Origin of the sequence: Dyella humi (genome assembly GCF_044904605.1) — a bacterium.
Classification (GTDB): domain Bacteria; phylum Pseudomonadota; class Gammaproteobacteria; order Xanthomonadales; family Rhodanobacteraceae; genus Dyella_B; species Dyella_B humi.
Genome location: NZ_JADIKI010000023.1, coordinates 707,535 through 723,052, shown reverse-complemented (window position 1 = coordinate 723,052; position 15,518 = coordinate 707,535). Strand labels below are relative to the sequence as shown.

The following is a 15,518-nucleotide window of genomic DNA, read 5'->3' as shown; positions in this document are numbered from 1 at the left end:
AAGCCGCTCATATACGACTTGGACGTCTTCAGGCAAATCGTCTACGTCTAAACGTCGCCATGTTAGGTCGTCACGCTGATTCAGTACTGCGCGCAGACGCATATCGAGTACGGGAATACGATAAACAGCGTTGACGATCTTGCGTCTCAGGCTCGGGTGCCTTGCTAGGAAGCGGTTGACGAGTTGCAGCAGGTTTCTCATGAACTACCTCACCGGTGCAGAGCGATCGGCGAACTCTTGGCCGGAAGGTAATACTCTGCGTAACGTATCTCGTGCCACGTCGGGGGAAAAGTATTGGCGCACGTTGGTGATACTTGCATCGGACAAACGGGTCCAAAGCTGTTCGTCGTGATATGCACGCCATACGGCAGAAGCGAAATCGGTGGCATTGTTCGCAATGAGGGCATCGACACCGTCAGTCAAATGCATGCCTTCTGCGGCAATGGGGGTGACCACCACAGGGAGGCCGTAGCTCATGGCCATGTTCACCTTGCCCTTGACGCCAGCGCCGAAACGCAACGGCGCTATCGAGACCTTGCAGCAGTTCATGAGTGTCGACAAGTCGTCCACACGACCGTGAATGACGACGCCAGGTTGTTCCAGTACGCGACGAGCCTCCGGCGTGATATCCCCGGCGATATGCAAGCATATCGAAGGATCGCGCGAATGTAGCTTGGGCAAGATTTCCGCCACGAACCAGCGCATGGCATCTTCATTCGGCGGATGGCCAAAGCCGCCAACGAAGAGCAGGTCGCGCCTTGTCGAAAACGGACTGCTGCGGCCATGTATCTCATGGATGTTGCTGACCAGCTCGATATGGCTGTCGGGCAACTCTTCTCTGAGGATATCCAGTTCCACCTCGCTTACGACGAAACTCACGTCACTGTCGTGTATTAGCGCAAGCTCTCGTTGCCGTGACGCGACGGATTGCCTGTGCATGCGTCGGCTGCCGGATACTTCAGCCGCGCGCTGTTCGCGCAGGAAATGCAGGTCGACCGTATCGAAGATGCACATGGCCTGAGGGGCCAGGTTCCGGCTTGGTGTCAGATACGGCGCCGCGACGGACAAGCGGCACAACAGTACAGCATCGAGTGAGGTGCCATGCTTACGTAGCCATGTCAACACGCTGCCTGGGTGCACGTGCACGCCATAAATGCGCAGTCGTTCGACGTCTGCGGGAGTGATGCGGCCGTCGTCGGGCAGCAGGTCCACATGCCAACCCTCGTTGTGGAGGAGCTGGAGCATCATGCACAGCCGCAACGATCCGGAATCGCGAGCCGGATTGGGCAGCATGGTATCGATCACCAGGATGCGCCTGCGATTGCGCAAGTCCTTGTCCGCTACGGTGTGGAGATCATCCGGTCCGGCGCTTCCTTGCTGGGCATTGAATTGTTCGACGGCACGACGGAACGTACCTTTCCACCCGCGCAAGGCCAAACTGCCCCATGCGCGACGAATAAGTTGATGCAGGCGCGCGATGCGCCAAGCGAGATCGAGATTCACAGATTTTGGTAGTTCGGTCCGGACCCACCTTCCGGTGGAACCCAGTTGATGATTTCGTAAGGATCTTTGATATCGCAGGTCTTGCAGTGCACGCAATTGGCGGCGTTGATCTGCAGGCGTTTGCCACCCTCATCGTTGACGATCTCGTAGACGTTCGCGGGGCAGAAGCGGGTGCAGGGGTTGCCGTATTCCTGTGCGCATTTCGTCACGCATACCGAAGTATCGGCCACGTGCAGGTGAATGGGTTGGTCTTCGTCGTGTTCGGTGGCGGCGAAGTAGACGCCGGCCAGGCGGTCGCGTGGGGGCAGTTCGCGTTGCACGTAGTCGCGCTTAGCTTGCTCATGCTGGCCAAGTTTGTGCAGGGAGTTCCAGTCGGGCTTGTTCTTCAGTGTCCAGGGCGATTTTCCGCCGATGGCGGTTTCCCAAGCGGCGTTGAAGATGCCGAACCACAGGCCTTTCTTGAAGCCGGGTTTGATGTTGCGCACCTTCTTGAGTTCGGCCATCACGTCCGAGCCGCGCAGTTTGGCGTCGAAGCCGGCGGGGGTCAGATCGTTGGCGGCGAGGTGTTCGGCGGCGAGCATGCCGCTCTTGATGGCCTGGTGCGTGCCTTTGATCTTCGGCACGTTAAGCAGGCCGGCGGTGTCGCCGATCAGCAGGGCGCCGGGTAGTTCCACCTTGGGCAGCGATTGATAGCCGCCGGTGACGATGGCGCGCGCGCCGGCCGAAAGAATGTTGCCGCCTTCAAGCAGCGACTTGATCATGGGATGGTTCTTCCATTGCTGGAAGGCTTCCCACGGCTGGTAGTTCGGATCGCTGTAGTCGAGGCCGCTGACGTAGCCGAGCGCGATGCGGTCTTTGTCCAGGTGATAGAGGAAGGCGCCGCCGTAGGTGTGGTTGTCGGCCGGCCAGCCGAAGCTGTGGAAGATCTTGCCGGGCGTCACGCGTCCTGCTGGCACCTGCCACAGTTCTTTGATGCCGATCGAATAGCCTTGTGGATCGCTATCCTGGTCGAGCTTGAAGCGCTTGATTAGCTGCTTGGTGAGGCTGCCACGCGCGCCTTCGGCCAGCACGGTGACTTTCGCCTTGATGTCGATGCCTTGCGTGTAGCCGGGTTTGTGCGAGCCGTCCTTCGCCACGCCCATGTCGCCGATGCGCACCCCTGCCACGGAACCGTCGTCGTTATAGATGGTGTCAGCGGCGGCGAAGCCGGGGAACACGTCCACGCCTACCGCTTCGGCCTGCGGGGCCAACCATGCGCACATGGCGCCCAGCGATACGATGAAGTTGCCGTGATTGTTCATGGTCGCCGGCACCGGCAGTTTGCGGCCGCCGGTTTTGTTGAGCAGCCAGAACTCATCCTCGGTGGCAGGTACGCAGATCGGCGGCGGGTTGTCGCGCCAGCCGGGCAGCAGGGCGTCCAGTGGCTGGGGTTCGATCACCGCGCCGGACAGAATGTGCGCGCCGATAGTGGATGCTTTTTCGATCACGCACACCGTCACGTCCGGCTTGAGCTGCTTCAGGCGGATCGCGAACGAAAGCCCGGCTGGCCCCGCGCCGACGACGATCACGTCGTATTCCATCGTCTCGCGTTCAGTCATGGGGGCTTGGGCTCCGTCACGTGGCAGGTGGCTGCTGAGGGTAGCCGCACGGGTGGTTCCCGTGGCGGTCAGGACGGTATTCTCCGGGTTCGCCTACCGCGCGGCAAACAGGTGCCTGCTTGTGGGTGAGCTGCCGTGAATGGACATAATCGCGTTTCACCCTGCGCTGGAGCGTGCATGAGTTCCCTACAGCCGATCGCCGATCTCGACCTTCGCCGCGCCACGTTGTGCCAGATCCTGCATTGGCTGGCCGCCGGCCGCGTGCAACCGGGTCGGCTGGCCGAGGTCTACCTCCAGGCCATCGAGCGCATCAATCCGCAGCTCAATGCTTATGTGGGTTTGAGCCCGGCGCTGATGCTCGAACAGGCGCGTAGCGCCGAGCATCGCCGGCGCGACGGCGTGATCGGACGGTTGGATGGCATTCCCATAGCGCTCAAGGACAACTTCGACATCGCCGGCTGGACCACGCGCTCCGGCTTGCCGGGGCCAGGCGTGATGGCCGAACACGATGCGCACGTGGTGGCAAGGTTGCGCGCATCGGGTGCCGTACTGGTTGGCAAAACCAATATGGACGAGGGCGCGCTCGGCGCCACCACGCACAATCCGCACTTTGGGCCCACGCATAACCCCCATCGTCAGGGCTACACGGCAGGCGGTTCGTCCGGCGGTGCCGCGGCAGCGGTGGCGGCAGGCCTGGCAGTGGCGGCGATCGGTTCGGACAGTCTGGGTTCCATTCGCATTCCCGCCAGCTATTGCGGCATGTTCGCCTTGAAGCCCACGCAAGGCGAGATTTCCGCGCGTGGCATGACGCCAGCGGCGCGTCGGCTCGATACCGTGGGGCTGCTCGCGCGTGGCGTGGACGACCTCACCGTGCTGCTGCAGGTGCTCGCCGGTTATGACGCGGACGATTCGCGCTCGCGCCGCCGCCGCGTGGCGCTGTCGCCGCCGGATTGGGAGCCTGGCAAGTTGCGTTGTGGCCTGTTGTCCAACCTGCCTGCGCTCGGTGTGCAGCCGGAAGTCGTGGACGTATTCGAAGCGGCGCTCGCCAAGCTCGACCGCGAATTGGGCGAATGCCGCACGGTGGATTTCGACGACTGGCACTTTGCTCGCACCCGCCGCGCCGGTTTTTTGCTGATGGAGGCGGAAATGCTTGGCACCTTCGCCGTGCAGCTTGCCGATACCGAGCATCCCGTTTCGCCGCAGTTCCGTCGCCTGCTCGATTACGCCACGCGCAAGACCGCCGCCGATTACGCCGATGCCGATCGCGTGCTCGACACCGCTACGCTGAAGATGCGCCGGTTGTTCGCGCAGATCGACGTGCTGGTGACGCCCACCACGCCGCAGGGCGCTTTCCCGCTCGATGGTCCAGCGCCGGATACGCAGGGCGATCTCACCAGCTTCGCCAATCTTGCAGGCTGTCCTGCAGTGAGCATTCCTATGGGCACGCTGCCAAATGGCTTGCCGATCGGCATGCAGTTGGTCGGCGCACGCGGTTCGGATCTGCGCCTGCTAGAGCTTGCGGCGGTGTGGTCTGCCACGCTCGATGCTGCGCCCAACTATCCGGTGATCGCTTAGTGAAGGCCATTGACAACGTTTTGTTACGGGTCGCCGGATAGAGTGATGGAAAATCCCGACCCCACCACCATGCCCGCCATAACCTCGCAACTCACATTTTTCCGCGAATGGATCAAGCATCCGCTGCAGATGGCATCCGTGCTGCCGTCCGGTCGGCCCTTGGCGCGCATGATGGCGGCGGCCATGCCGGCCAAGGCCCGTTGCGTAATCGAACTGGGTGCCGGCACCGGCGTCATCACGGAAGCGCTGCTGCAACACGGGGTGTCCGCAGCGCAGCTGCTGGTGCTGGAAATGAATGCCACCCTACATGCCATCCTGCGCCGCCGCTTTCCGCAGGCGCAGGTGTTGTGCGCCGATGCGAGGCACGTCCACGAACTTGCTCTGCGCACGGGTGTGCTGGCACCCACGGGCGCCGATGCCATTCTCAGTAGCCTCGGTCTGCTGGCCATGCCGCCGGCGTTGCAGCACGACATTGTTTCCGCCGCGCTGGCCGTACTTCGTCCTGGCGGTGTGTTCGTGCAATACACCTATGGTTGGCGCAGCCCCATGCACGAACAGGTGCAGCGGCAACTGCGCTTGCGCTGCACGCGCGTGGGCATGGTGTGGCGTAATTTGCCGCCGGCGCAGGTGTACACCTATGTCCGTGACGACGATTGAGCTGCTTGGCGACAGCTGGCAACGTCTGCCCCTGATCGATGCGGATGTGCGCTACGCGCCATGCTGGCTTGCCCACGAAGAAGCCGATGACTTGCTCAAGCGCCTGCTGGATGAAATCTCCTGGGAGCGGCATCGCTTGCAAATGTTCGGGCGCGAGGTCGATTCGCCGCGACTGAGCTGCTGGATCGGCGATCCCGGCGCTACGTACGTCTATTCGCGCAGCCGCTTCGAGCCGCGGCCGTGGACACCATCCCTGCTTTCCCTGCGCTTGCGCGTGGAGCAGGCATGCCAAGCGAAGTTCAACAGCGTGCTCGCCAATCTGTACCGCAGTGGTGACGATTCCATGGGTTGGCACAGCGACGATGAGCCCGAACTCGGCGCCCAACCAACTATCGCCTCGCTGAGCCTGGGTGCGGAGCGCCGCTTTCGTTTTCGTCGTCGAGTGCCTCGCGGCATGCGTGCGTCGCCGCCGGTCGGCCTCACGCTGCCGCATGGCAGCTTGCTGTGCATGGCGGGCGATACCCAGAGCCACTACCAGCACGATTTGCCCAAGAGCGCTGAAGTTGTCGGACCACGCATCAATCTCACGTTCCGTCTGATACATCGCCAGTCATGACGCCCTGCAGCTTGGATTGACGCAAGGCGCTGGACATAATGCGTGATCCCCTTGTCATTTCCTCACCCTTGCAGGCCCGCAATGACCCAGAAGACCGTACTCAACGCCACCCATCGCGAACTCGGCGCGCGCATGGTCGACTTCGGCGGTTGGGACATGCCGATCAGCTACGGCTCGCAGATCGAAGAACATCATGTCGTGCGCCGCGATGCTGGCATGTTCGATGTGTCGCATATGACCGTTGTCGATCTGCACGGCGCACGCACGCGCGATTTCCTGCGCCATCTGCTGGCCAACAACGTCGACAAGCTGAAAGTGCAGGGCAAGGCGTTGTATACCTGTATGCTGAACGAGCAGGGCGGTGTGATCGACGACCTGATCGTCTACTTCCTCGGCGATGAATTCTTCCGCTTAGTGGTCAACGCGGCCACGCGTGACAAGGATCTGGCCTGGATCGAGCAGCAAGCGAAAGCCTTCGACGTCACGGTGAAGGAGCGTCCGGACTTCGCGATGATCGCCGTGCAGGGCCCCCACGCACGCGCCAAGGTAATCGGCCTGCTGCACGAGGTGGATCGTCCGCGCATCGAGAAGCTCGGCCGTTTCGCTGCCGCGGCCGCGCAAGGCCCGCATGGTGCGCCGCTGTTCATCGCGCGCACCGGCTACACCGGCGAAGACGGTTTCGAAATCATAGTGCCCGAGGAACAGGCCGTTGCTTTGTGGCAGGAGTTGGCTGGCGCCGGCGTGGCACCGTGCGGGCTGGGTGCGCGCGACACGCTGCGACTGGAAGCCGGTATGAATCTCTACGGCCAGGACATGGACGAAAATGTCACGCCGTGGGAAGCCAGCCTGGCCTGGACGATTTCGCTCGACGAAGGCCGCGATTTCATCGGTCGCAAAGCGCTGGAGGCACAGAAGGCTGCCGGCGTTCCGCACGCGATGGTCGGCCTGGTACTGGATGAGAAAGGTGTGCTGCGCCACGGCCAGAAAGTGCTGACACCGCAAGGCGAAGGCGAGATTCTTTCCGGTGGCTTCGCACCCACCTTGAACAAATCGGTCGCGTTTGCGCGTGTGCCGGCGGGCGTCGCCGATAACGTGCGGGTCGATATCCGCGGCCGCGAAGTACCTGTGCGCGTGGTGAAGTTTCCGTTCGTACGCGACGGCAAAGCCTGCGAAGGCATCTAAAGCACGTCGGCGGGAGGTGTCCCAATCCCGCAACGTCAGCAGTTAGAATTCGCACTTCCAACCCCTGATCGAAACCAACGACTGGACCCGACCATGAGCGCGAGCGAGATTCCCGGCGATCTGAAATTCCTCAAGTCCCACGAGTGGGCCCGTGTCGAAGACAACGGGTTGATTCGCGTGGGCATCTCCGACCATGCACAAGAGCAGCTCGGTGACCTGGTGTACGTCGAACTGCCGCAAGTGGGCGCTACGGTGCAGGCCGGCACCGGCGCGGCCACGGTGGAATCGGTCAAGGCCGCATCCGACATCTATTCGCCGGTATCCGGCGAGATCGTCGAGGTGAACGAGAGCCTGGCCGACAAGCCCGAAACCATCAACGAAGATGCTTACGGCGACGGCTGGCTGTTCGTGGTCAAGGCCAGCGATCGCGGCGAACTGGATGAACTGCTCGACGCCGACGCCTACGCCGAACTGATCGAGAACGAAGATCACTGACGCTCGATCCGTGTGTTTCGACAACGGCCGCTTAGGCGGCCGTTGTCATATTGGCGGCATGCGTTGCCATTGGAAGAACGCAACACGATGTCGTTCGCAGGATGAAAAAAATGCATGGCAGACATCGCGAACGATCGTCGCGAACGTCCGTCGCATGTACGCAGCGGCGCGTCTGCTCGGCGCGCAACGAGGGTGTTCGGGGTGTCTTGGACCGTCTTCGGCACCCGTTCGGGCGTCCTTCGGTCTAAATTCGTTCATGCTCCCGGATCACCCTTTCGGGCAGCCGGAACGGCGTCGCATATGGCGTGGCTGCATTGCCTAAATCATTGTCGTGCGTGTATCAGCGCGGATGAGAAAAATCACATTTTTTAGCTTGTTTTTGGCCTTTTTCTAAAAACTCGCGAGGCGAATTTTCTGGACGTTTGGACGGCTGCTCGCATTGCATTTGATGATTGAAATACCTTCCTCCCGACCACGATATCAACCGGTCGTCGGGGCGAAGGGATTGATTTCATGGCAAAAATCAATTGACAGTTGAAATGTTCGGGAATAGCTTTCGCACCATAAACGGGGAACGTTTCCAATGGTGGCATCGAAATACATCCAGCCTTACGTAGAACATGGCGAGAAAGCAGAGGCAGTAAGAAAGATCACTGTCTCGATACCCATGCATGTATTGCGACTGCTGTCGGACCTGCGCACGTACCGGCAGGTGCACAATTTGAGGCACGCCACGAACAGCGATTTGCTGGTTGAGGCGTTCCTCCACGCTTTTACTGGGCAACCACTGCCAACTGATGAGGAGCTAAGACGCACTATGGCCACTGCCAAGAAAACTGCACGTAAGTCGGCGAAGAAAGCCGCCAAGAAAACCACCCGTAAAGCTGCTGCCAAGCGGCCGGTCGCCAAGAAGGCCACCGCCAAGAAGCGCACCGCGCGCAAGACCGCCAAGAAGGCGGGTGCCAAGCGCGTAGGCGCGAAGAAAGCCACCGCCAAGCGCGTTGGCGCCAAGAAGGCTGCCAAGAAGGCGACGCGCAAGCGCACCGCCAAGAAGGCCGCCGCTGCCAAAGTTGTGAAAGCCACCAAGGCCTCCAAGGCCCCCAAGGCAAGCAAGAAGTAAGCACAACAATTAGACGTTTCACTCGATTTGTCTCCCTGCGGTGCCCAGCGCAGGGAGGTGCTTCGAAAGCGTTTCGTCCCGGCCATGTGCCGGGACGCTTCATTTTGGGGGCCTCATTTTCGGCCTCCGAAAATGAGAAATAGGTATGGCAGTTGCTCTGCCTCACTCTTGCCTCCCTTTACCAGCGCGCTTCACGGCTTTTCGTGAAAGTCTCCACATTTGCTGTGCCGCCCTAATCAGGTTACCTTTGCTCCATCCGCGCCGCGGCGAACCTAGGGGAAAGCCGCTCCTGGATAACAGGGGGGAAAGCGCGGGTATCTGATGCCACTGCAGCTAGTGAAAAATCATGGATACCCGAAATAGTCGTCATGCGCGCTCGTTTGAGCGCGGGGCTACCAAGCCCATCATTTTTGCCGTCCTTGCCATTGTCGCGGGTCTCGCGGTCGTGGCCTGGTTCCTCATTATCAAGCCTCACCAGGACTTGATGACGGCGGACACCGGGGGGCATCCGTCCACACCTGTCAGTGCCAGCCAGCAGCAGGCCGCCGCGCCGCCGGTGAACGTGGAGGCGATGAGCCTTAACGATCTGCTGACTGAAGCGCGCAGTGCAATGAACCAGCAGCGCGTCATCGCGCCGGCCGGTAACAACGCCTTCGAGTTCTATCTGAAGGTGCTGCAGAAGCAACCCGGCAACCAGGTGGCAGCCGATGCTTTGCGCGAGACGTTCCCGTTCGCGGCCAGCAACGTGGAGCAGGCGATCAACCAGCGCGACTTCAATGAAGCCCAGCGCGAGATCGATCTGCTGACCAAGGTCGACCCCACCAACTACACACTGACCATCCTGCGCTCCAAGCTGGATGCACAGCGCAAGACGCTCGACCAGGAGCAGCAGAAGCAGCTCGATCAGCAGCACCAGGCTGAACTGGCTGCGCAAAAGGCCGCTGCTGACAAGGCTGTTTCAGATAAGGCGCTCGCCGATAAGACTGCGGCGGACAAGGCCGCGCAGCAGCAGGCCGCACTGGCCGCGCAGCAGAGGGCCAAGGAAGAAGAAACCAAGAAGCCGGTCGAGACGACGAGCAACCAGGTGGCCACCGCGAATACTTCGGCGGGTGGCAGCGAGACGCGCGACGCCATTCCGATCTCGACCATTCGTCCGCGCTATCCGTCTGCGGCGCTTCGCAACAACCAGGAAGGTTGGGTGGACGTGCAATACACGGTCAATGTGGACGGCAGCGTCACTAATATCCAGGTGACCAGCGCCGAACCGCGGCACGTGTTCGACAATGCCGCCATCGATGCGCTGCGCCGCGCCAAGTTCTCGCCAGCGATGCGCGATGGCACCGCGACCGCTTCGCAGCAGCAGAAGCGCATCGAGTTCAAGCTCAACAGCGCGCAGTGATCCTATAACCGTTCCCTCTCCCCTTCGGGGAGAGGGGCCTGCCCTCGACTCGATCGGGGGTTAGGGTGAGGGGACAATCTTGCGGGGATCGATCAATCAGCGAGTAGGCTGTGAGGCAATCCCAGCCTACGTGGCTGCGCTGATATGACGGCGAGGTATGCATGGAGATCACTTCAACCGCAGGTTCACGGTAGGGCGCTGATCTGCTCAGCTACCGTGACGACGTGACTTGTGCCGAGCCTTCACCGGCGCCGCCCGATTCGCCGGCGGATCGCTTTCCACTCCGGCCCAGTCTACGTGCGGCAGGCCGAGCATCGTGTCGAACACCATCGGCATCAGGTCGGTGCCAACCGCGCCCGGCGAGTTCCACATCGACACGATGCCGACACGGTATTTCGGAAAGAACGCGATCATCGTGCGATAGCCTTCCACCGAGCCGGCGTGGAAGATCATGGTTTCGCCCGCATAGGTGAACACGCGCCAGCCCAGCGCGTAGCTGGCGGTGGTGACGCGCGCGTGGCGCCACGGCGTGGCGTGCATTTCGCTCGGCGTGTCTACGCCGGGCGCATGCAGCTCATCCAACAGCGGTTGCGGCAGCACGTCCTGGCGTCCGCCCATCTGCGCAATCAGCCATTGCTCCATGTCGCGCAGGCTGGCGTTTACGCCAGCCGCCGGTGCCACGCGGTAATAGGCTTCCTTCGGATCGAACGACTCCCACGCATGCGCGCCGTGCGGACGGTGCGGGCGCGCCCAGCTCTTGCTGCTTTCCAGCGCTTCGCGACCGTAGCTGGCGGTGGTCATGCCGAGCGGAAAGAAGATGCGCTTGTCGACCTGGTGATAGAAGAAGTCGCCGGTTTCCGCATAGATCAGGTCACCAATCAGGCTGAAGGCGACGTTCTGATAGCCGTAGCACTGGCCCACGTTGCAGGTGAGGGTCACCTCATCCAGCTTGCGCACCAGTTCCTCGTAAGGAACGTTGTCTTCCAGCATCTGATCGTAGGTATTGTGCGGCAGCCCCAGACGTTGCCCGAGAATGTCCCGCACGGTGACCGCGCCGGAGGCCTGCGCATCTTTCAGTTGAAAGAATGGCAGCGCATCGGTTAGCTTGGTGTCCCAGTTGAAGCGTCCATCTTCGATCAGCAAGCCAGTGACGGCGGTGGCGAACGCCTTGGAGAGCGAGGCAAGACGGAATACCGTGGCGGGCGTGATCGGTTCCTGCGTATCGGCATCGGCATAACCGATGGTGCGCTCGAAGGCGACCTTGTTGTTCACCACCACTGCGGTGGCGAGGCCGGCCACTTCATTGCGCTGCGCTACCACGTCCAGCCAGTGCGAATAGGCATCGAGCGCGGCCTTGATGTGTTCGGGTGGAAGCGTGGCGCTCTCGTCGGTGACGTCGCGCGGTGTGGTGCGAATGTCGGCGGTCAGTTGCGTGGTTGAGGAGCCGGCGCGCGTGGCTGACGCGGGAATCAAGATGGCCGCAATGCCGAGTGAACCGGCGATCAGCAGGGAAAGCTTACGAAACTGCATGCTACTCGGCTTCTTTCGGGCGTGGTGCCACGCCTCGGGTCATGGGCTGGTGGGATCGTCCATGGGTATCGCCGGATTGTCCTGTACTTCGGGCAAGGTCACAACAGCGTGACGTTGGGCGCCGCCTTTCCGCACGAGAATATGCGTCATGGCAGCATGCTAGTCTTGCGCCGCCTCCCGCTGGAAGCCACCCGGTGCGTTTGCCGTCCTCCGATTCCGCGCGTCACGACGCCACGCCGATGGTGTCAGCGCTCGCGTTCTTCTTCGTGCTGACCTCGTACTACATCATCCGCCCGGTGCGCGATCAACTCGGCGGTGCAGTGGGTTCTGCACAGTTGCCGTTGTTCTATGCCGCCACCTTTGTGGCCATGTTGTTGCTCACGCCGGTATTCGGCGCGCTGGTGGCACGCTTTCCGCGGCGGCGCCTGCTGGTCTGGAATTACAGCTTCTTCATCGCGTGCCTGCTGGCGTTCATTCCGGCGTTTCTGGCGCAGGACCGCATCGGCGCGCATGCGCTGGGCGTGGTGTTTTTCATCTGGGTTAGCGTGTTCAACCTGTTCGTGGTCTCGCTGTTCTGGAGTTTCATGGCGGATGTCTTCGACAGCCGGCGCGCGCGCGAAGTGTTTCCGTTGATTGCGCTGGGTGGGATGGCGGGTGCGATCGTCGGTCCGTCGGTGACCGGCCTGCTGGTTGGCTGGATCGGCGTGGCGCCGTTGCTGCTGATATCGGCGGCGATGCTCGCCGCCTCCTTGGCGTTGCTGTTGCAGATATCCGTGCAACGCGCGGAAGGTGGTGCGGGCGAGCAGCCGATCGGCGGTTCGCTATGGGCTGGTGTGCGGGAGTTGTGGTCGCGTCCGTTTCTGCGCTGGATGGCGATCCTGATGCTGCTGGGCGATGGTGTCGGCACGCTGGCCTACGCGCTGGTGGCCGACTACGCCAAGGCGCATCTCGCCTCGACCGCCGTGCGTACGGCGTTCTACGCGCACATCGATTTGGCGGTGAACCTGCTCGGCGCACTGCTGCAGCTCACACTGTCACGCTGGCTGCTGATGCATCGCGGCGCGGTCTGGGCGATGGTGTTGCCGCAACTGGTGAACCTGGGACTGCTGGTGATGGTGGCGTTGGGCGGACACGCGCAGTTGGACGTACTCGGCTACGGCGTGCCGTTGCTGGCGTTGATGATGGTAGGGACGCGAGGATTCATGTACGGCATGACCAAGCCGGCCAGCGATGCGCTCTACACGCGGGTGCCGCGCGAGACGCGCTACAAGGGCAAGAATTTCGTGGACACTGCCGTGTGGCGCTTCGGTGATGTGGTGATCACCACCGGCGTCAGCGGCATGGTGAAGCTCGGCATCGGCGTGGGCAGCATTGCCCTCATCGGCGTGGGAGCTTCCTCGCTGGCCGCGTGGATTGCACGCAAGGCAGCCACGTCGCCCGATCTGGCGCCGGAGATCAAAGCAGGGAACGGGGAACAGGGAACGGGGAACGAAAACCTTGCGTGAGGGTTTATGTTTCCCGTTCCCTATTCCCCGTTTCCGAATTTCAACTCGTGATGTACCGCTGCAATTGCTCGATCTGCTCGGCCTGCGCACTGATCACTTCCTTGACCAGGTCGCCGATTGAGATCACGCCCATCACGCGATTACCCTGTATCACCGGCAGATGGCGTACGCGGCTGTCGGTGCACAGTCGCATGCAGTCGAAGACGTCCGTATCGGGTGTAACGGTGAGCACCGGACTGCTCATGATCTCCGAGACCGGCGTCTGTGCCGACGATCGACCCTGCAGGATCACTTTGCGCGCGTAGTCGCGTTCGGAAACGATGCCCACTAGTTGCTCGCCGCGCATGACAAGCAATGCGCCGACTCCTCGCTCGGCCATGTGCTTGATCGCTTCGAGCACGGGCGCTTCCGGCGCAACGGCGAAGATGTCACTGCCCTTCCTGTCCAGCAAATGCTTGACCTGACGCATCCAGACCTCCCCGGCGGCCTCGCAATGGCCGCGTGGGACCAGTTTAGCGCTGCTGTGTTTTATCGGTGTGAACCGCCGCGCGCGACGCGGGCAGCCTTTCTTCCTCGATGAAATACAGCGGCCGCTGCTTACTCTCGGTGTAATTGCGACCCAGGTACTCGCCGATCACACCCAGCGCGAGCAACTGAATGCCACCCAGGAACAGGACCACTACCATCAGACTGGGGTAGCCAGGCACCGGATCGCCGTGCATCAGCGCCTTCAGTAGCACCTTCAGCCCGAACAGAAACGCCAGCACGGCGGCGGCCAAGCCGGTCCAGGTGGCGAGCTTCAGCGGCGCGCTGGAGAACGAAGTGATGCCTTCGATGGCAAGCTGAGTGAGACGCCAGTAATTCCACTTAGTCTTGCCGGCCAGGCGCGGATCGCGCAGATACTTCACTGAGGTCTGGCGATAGCCGATCCACGCGAACAGGCCTTTCATGAAGCGCTGTCGCTCGCGCAGTTGCCTCAGCGCGGCAAGGGCGCGGCGCGAGAGCAGCCGGAAATCGCCGGTATCGCGTGGCACGGCCACGTCGGACATCACTTCCATGGCGCGATAGAACGCCGCCGCGGTGAAACGTTTGAAACCGGTTTCGCCGGCGCGCGCGCTGCGCGTGGCATACACCACGTCGTAGCCGGCTTGCCATTGTTCCACCAATTGCGGGATCAGCTCGGGCGGATCCTGCAGATCCGCGTCGATGACTACCGCGGCATCCGCGTCGACGTGGTCCAGCCCGGCGGTCAAGGCCACTTCCTTGCCGAAATTGCGCGACAGCTTCAGTGTGCCCACACGTGGATCGGCGGCGGCCAGCGATTGCATGATCGCCCAGGTGTCGTCGCGGCTGCCGTCGTCCACGTACAGCACGTCGCAGGCCAGCGGCAGCTGGTCCAGCACCGTGCTCAGCCGCTCATGAAAGGCGGCGAGCACGGCCGATTCGTTGTAGGCAGGAACGACAACCGTAAGCTGCGGCATGCAAGATCCGGAAAGCAAGCAGACGAGCGAAGTGTAAACGTTGGCTCGGCGGCAGTGCTCTAACGCCGTCGCGCTGGGCGCACGTCGCGCGGCGGCTGGCGGCTTTGCAGGTAAGCAGGTCCGCCGAGCTGGTTCATCTGCTGCTCGATCCAGCGCGCGCGTTCCAGTACGTAGCCGCTGGGACGGTCGACGTGGAACCGGTCCGGGCTAGGCAATACCGCCGCCAGGCGCGCCGCCTGCGACGGGCCCAGCTGCGCGGGCGATGCACGGAAGTACGCGTCGCTGGCCGCGCCCACGCCATAGATGCCGTCGCCGAGCTGGGCGATGTTCATGTACACCTCCAGGATGCGCTGCTTCGGCCACATCAGCTCCAGCAGCACGGTGAAATACGCCTCCAGCCCTTTGCGCACGAAGCTGCGGCCATTCCACAGGAACAGGTTCTTGGCCGTCTGCTGGCTGATCGTGCTGGCGCCGCGCAGGCGTTTGCCATCGTCGGCCGCGTCGATGGCGTTCTCGATGGAGTTGAAGTCGAAACCGTGGTGGAACGGAAATTTCTGATCCTCGCCGGCCACCATCGCCACCGGCACCCACGGCGAGACGCGCGACCACGGCACCCAGTGCTGGTGCAGCTGAAAATCTTTTTCGCCATGGATCAAGGCATCCAGGCGGCGTTCCATCATCACGGCCGAGGTCCACGGCGGCACGAAGCGCAGCACCAGCACCACGAACCAGCTCAGGGCGACCCATGACAGGATCACGATACCGGCGTAACGCAACAGACGGCGAAAAAGTGGAAGATGCGACATGGATTCGATCGGCGTGAAAGAGCCTACGCAGTATAGGAGGGCGCCGCCGCG

The 15,518-nt window shown here is 62.0% G+C and carries 14 protein-coding genes; 8 read left to right on the top strand and 6 right to left on the bottom strand.

Translation table 11 applies throughout. The features are described 5' to 3' along the window. Positions 1–204: 204 nt before the first annotated feature. Together ISP18_RS14580 and ISP18_RS14575 are read right to left on the bottom strand one after the other, a co-directional pair. Positions 205–1,503 (bottom strand): glycosyltransferase, encoded by a 1,299-nt coding sequence (locus ISP18_RS14580; protein WP_380013329.1) that lies wholly within the window; start codon positions 1,501–1,503, stop codon positions 205–207. Beyond that, entirely contained in the window at positions 1,500–3,101 is a 1,602-nt protein-coding gene (locus ISP18_RS14575; RefSeq protein ID WP_380013326.1) for an electron transfer flavoprotein-ubiquinone oxidoreductase, read from the bottom strand. The genes ISP18_RS14580 and ISP18_RS14575 overlap by 4 nt, the downstream gene beginning before the upstream one ends. Positions 3,102–3,278: 177 nt before the next feature. Between ISP18_RS14575 and ISP18_RS14570 the strand changes: the two genes are divergently transcribed. The 7 genes from ISP18_RS14570 (at position 3,279) to ISP18_RS14540 (ending at position 10,145) form a co-directional block, all read left to right on the top strand. Beyond that, complete coding sequence (locus ISP18_RS14570) at positions 3,279–4,676, top strand: amidase (RefSeq protein WP_380013323.1); 1,398 nt, start codon at positions 3,279–3,281, stop codon at positions 4,674–4,676. 45 nt (positions 4,677–4,721) lie between these two features. Then, positions 4,722–5,333 (top strand): class I SAM-dependent methyltransferase, encoded by a 612-nt coding sequence (locus tag ISP18_RS14565; protein ID WP_380013320.1) that lies wholly within the window; start codon positions 4,722–4,724, stop codon positions 5,331–5,333. Then, complete coding sequence (locus ISP18_RS14560; protein WP_380013317.1) at positions 5,314–5,949, top strand: alpha-ketoglutarate-dependent dioxygenase AlkB family protein; 636 nt, start codon at positions 5,314–5,316, stop codon at positions 5,947–5,949. The genes ISP18_RS14565 and ISP18_RS14560 overlap by 20 nt, the downstream gene beginning before the upstream one ends. 81 nt (positions 5,950–6,030) lie before the next feature. Continuing rightward, entirely contained in the window at positions 6,031–7,131 is a 1,101-nt protein-coding gene (gene gcvT / locus ISP18_RS14555; protein WP_380013314.1) for a glycine cleavage system aminomethyltransferase GcvT, read from the top strand. A 93-nt stretch (positions 7,132–7,224) separates the two neighbouring features. Then, on the top strand, positions 7,225–7,626 hold the full coding sequence (gene gcvH / locus ISP18_RS14550; RefSeq protein WP_380013311.1) for a glycine cleavage system protein GcvH: 402 nt from the start codon (positions 7,225–7,227) through the stop codon (positions 7,624–7,626). 583 nt (positions 7,627–8,209) lie between these two features. Next, positions 8,210–8,746 (top strand): met regulon transcriptional regulator MetJ, encoded by a 537-nt coding sequence (gene metJ / locus ISP18_RS14545; RefSeq protein WP_380013308.1) that lies wholly within the window; start codon positions 8,210–8,212, stop codon positions 8,744–8,746. Positions 8,747–9,092: 346 nt separating this feature from the next. Beyond that, a complete protein-coding gene (locus tag ISP18_RS14540) occupies positions 9,093–10,145 on the top strand; it encodes an energy transducer TonB (protein ID WP_380013305.1) in 1,053 nt (350 codons plus the stop codon). 207 nt (positions 10,146–10,352) lie between these two features. Here ISP18_RS14540 and ISP18_RS14535 read toward each other — a convergent pair whose 3' ends face one another. Then, positions 10,353–11,675 carry a serine hydrolase domain-containing protein gene (locus ISP18_RS14535; protein ID WP_380013302.1) on the bottom strand — a complete coding sequence of 441 codons (1,323 nt, stop codon included), beginning with the start codon at positions 11,673–11,675 and terminating at the stop codon, positions 10,353–10,355. A gap of 239 nt (positions 11,676–11,914) precedes the next feature. On the opposite strand from ISP18_RS14535, the gene ISP18_RS14530 reads away from it, so the two are divergent. Then, positions 11,915–13,180: an NTP/NDP exchange transporter gene (locus ISP18_RS14530; protein WP_380015857.1), complete on the top strand. Its 1,266-nt coding sequence runs from the start codon at positions 11,915–11,917 to the stop codon at positions 13,178–13,180. A gap of 40 nt (positions 13,181–13,220) precedes the next feature. Here ISP18_RS14530 and ISP18_RS14525 read toward each other — a convergent pair whose 3' ends face one another. From ISP18_RS14525 to mtgA, 3 genes are read right to left on the bottom strand one after another with little or no spacing between them, the layout of a single operon-like run. Continuing rightward, on the bottom strand, positions 13,221–13,649 hold the full coding sequence (locus tag ISP18_RS14525) for a CBS domain-containing protein (protein ID WP_380013299.1): 429 nt from the start codon (positions 13,647–13,649) through the stop codon (positions 13,221–13,223). 43 nt (positions 13,650–13,692) lie between these two features. Next, positions 13,693–14,661, bottom strand: coding sequence for a glycosyltransferase family 2 protein (locus ISP18_RS14520; protein WP_380013296.1), 969 nt, complete (start codon positions 14,659–14,661; stop codon positions 13,693–13,695). Positions 14,662–14,720: 59 nt separating this feature from the next. Further along, the gene (mtgA, locus tag ISP18_RS14515) at positions 14,721–15,467 is read right to left on the bottom strand and encodes a monofunctional biosynthetic peptidoglycan transglycosylase (protein WP_380013293.1); all 747 of its coding nucleotides are present in this window, start codon (positions 15,465–15,467) and stop codon (positions 14,721–14,723) included. Between the last annotated feature and the right edge of the window lie 51 nt (positions 15,468–15,518).

What these genes read in the sequence shown, in the direction of transcription:
- ISP18_RS14520 (WP_380013296.1), bottom strand. Translation starts at nt 14,661, where the DNA reads ATGCCGCAGCTTACGGTTGTCGTTCCTGCCTACAACGAATCGGCCGTG.
- ISP18_RS14530 (WP_380015857.1), top strand. Translation starts at nt 11,915, where the DNA reads ATGGTGTCAGCGCTCGCGTTCTTCTTCGTGCTGACCTCGTACTACATC.
- ISP18_RS14535 (WP_380013302.1), bottom strand. Translation starts at nt 11,675, where the DNA reads ATGCAGTTTCGTAAGCTTTCCCTGCTGATCGCCGGTTCACTCGGCATT.
- ISP18_RS14525 (WP_380013299.1), bottom strand. Translation starts at nt 13,649, where the DNA reads ATGCGTCAGGTCAAGCATTTGCTGGACAGGAAGGGCAGTGACATCTTC.
- ISP18_RS14560 (WP_380013317.1), top strand. Translation starts at nt 5,314, where the DNA reads ATGTCCGTGACGACGATTGAGCTGCTTGGCGACAGCTGGCAACGTCTG.
- ISP18_RS14540 (WP_380013305.1), top strand. Translation starts at nt 9,093, where the DNA reads ATGGATACCCGAAATAGTCGTCATGCGCGCTCGTTTGAGCGCGGGGCT.
- ISP18_RS14565 (WP_380013320.1), top strand. Translation starts at nt 4,722, where the DNA reads ATGGAAAATCCCGACCCCACCACCATGCCCGCCATAACCTCGCAACTC.
- ISP18_RS14575 (WP_380013326.1), bottom strand. Translation starts at nt 3,101, where the DNA reads ATGACTGAACGCGAGACGATGGAATACGACGTGATCGTCGTCGGCGCG.
- ISP18_RS14570 (WP_380013323.1), top strand. Translation starts at nt 3,279, where the DNA reads ATGAGTTCCCTACAGCCGATCGCCGATCTCGACCTTCGCCGCGCCACG.
- mtgA (WP_380013293.1), bottom strand. Translation starts at nt 15,467, where the DNA reads ATGTCGCATCTTCCACTTTTTCGCCGTCTGTTGCGTTACGCCGGTATC.
- gcvH (WP_380013311.1), top strand. Translation starts at nt 7,225, where the DNA reads ATGAGCGCGAGCGAGATTCCCGGCGATCTGAAATTCCTCAAGTCCCAC.
- metJ (WP_380013308.1), top strand. Translation starts at nt 8,210, where the DNA reads ATGGTGGCATCGAAATACATCCAGCCTTACGTAGAACATGGCGAGAAA.
- gcvT (WP_380013314.1), top strand. Translation starts at nt 6,031, where the DNA reads ATGACCCAGAAGACCGTACTCAACGCCACCCATCGCGAACTCGGCGCG.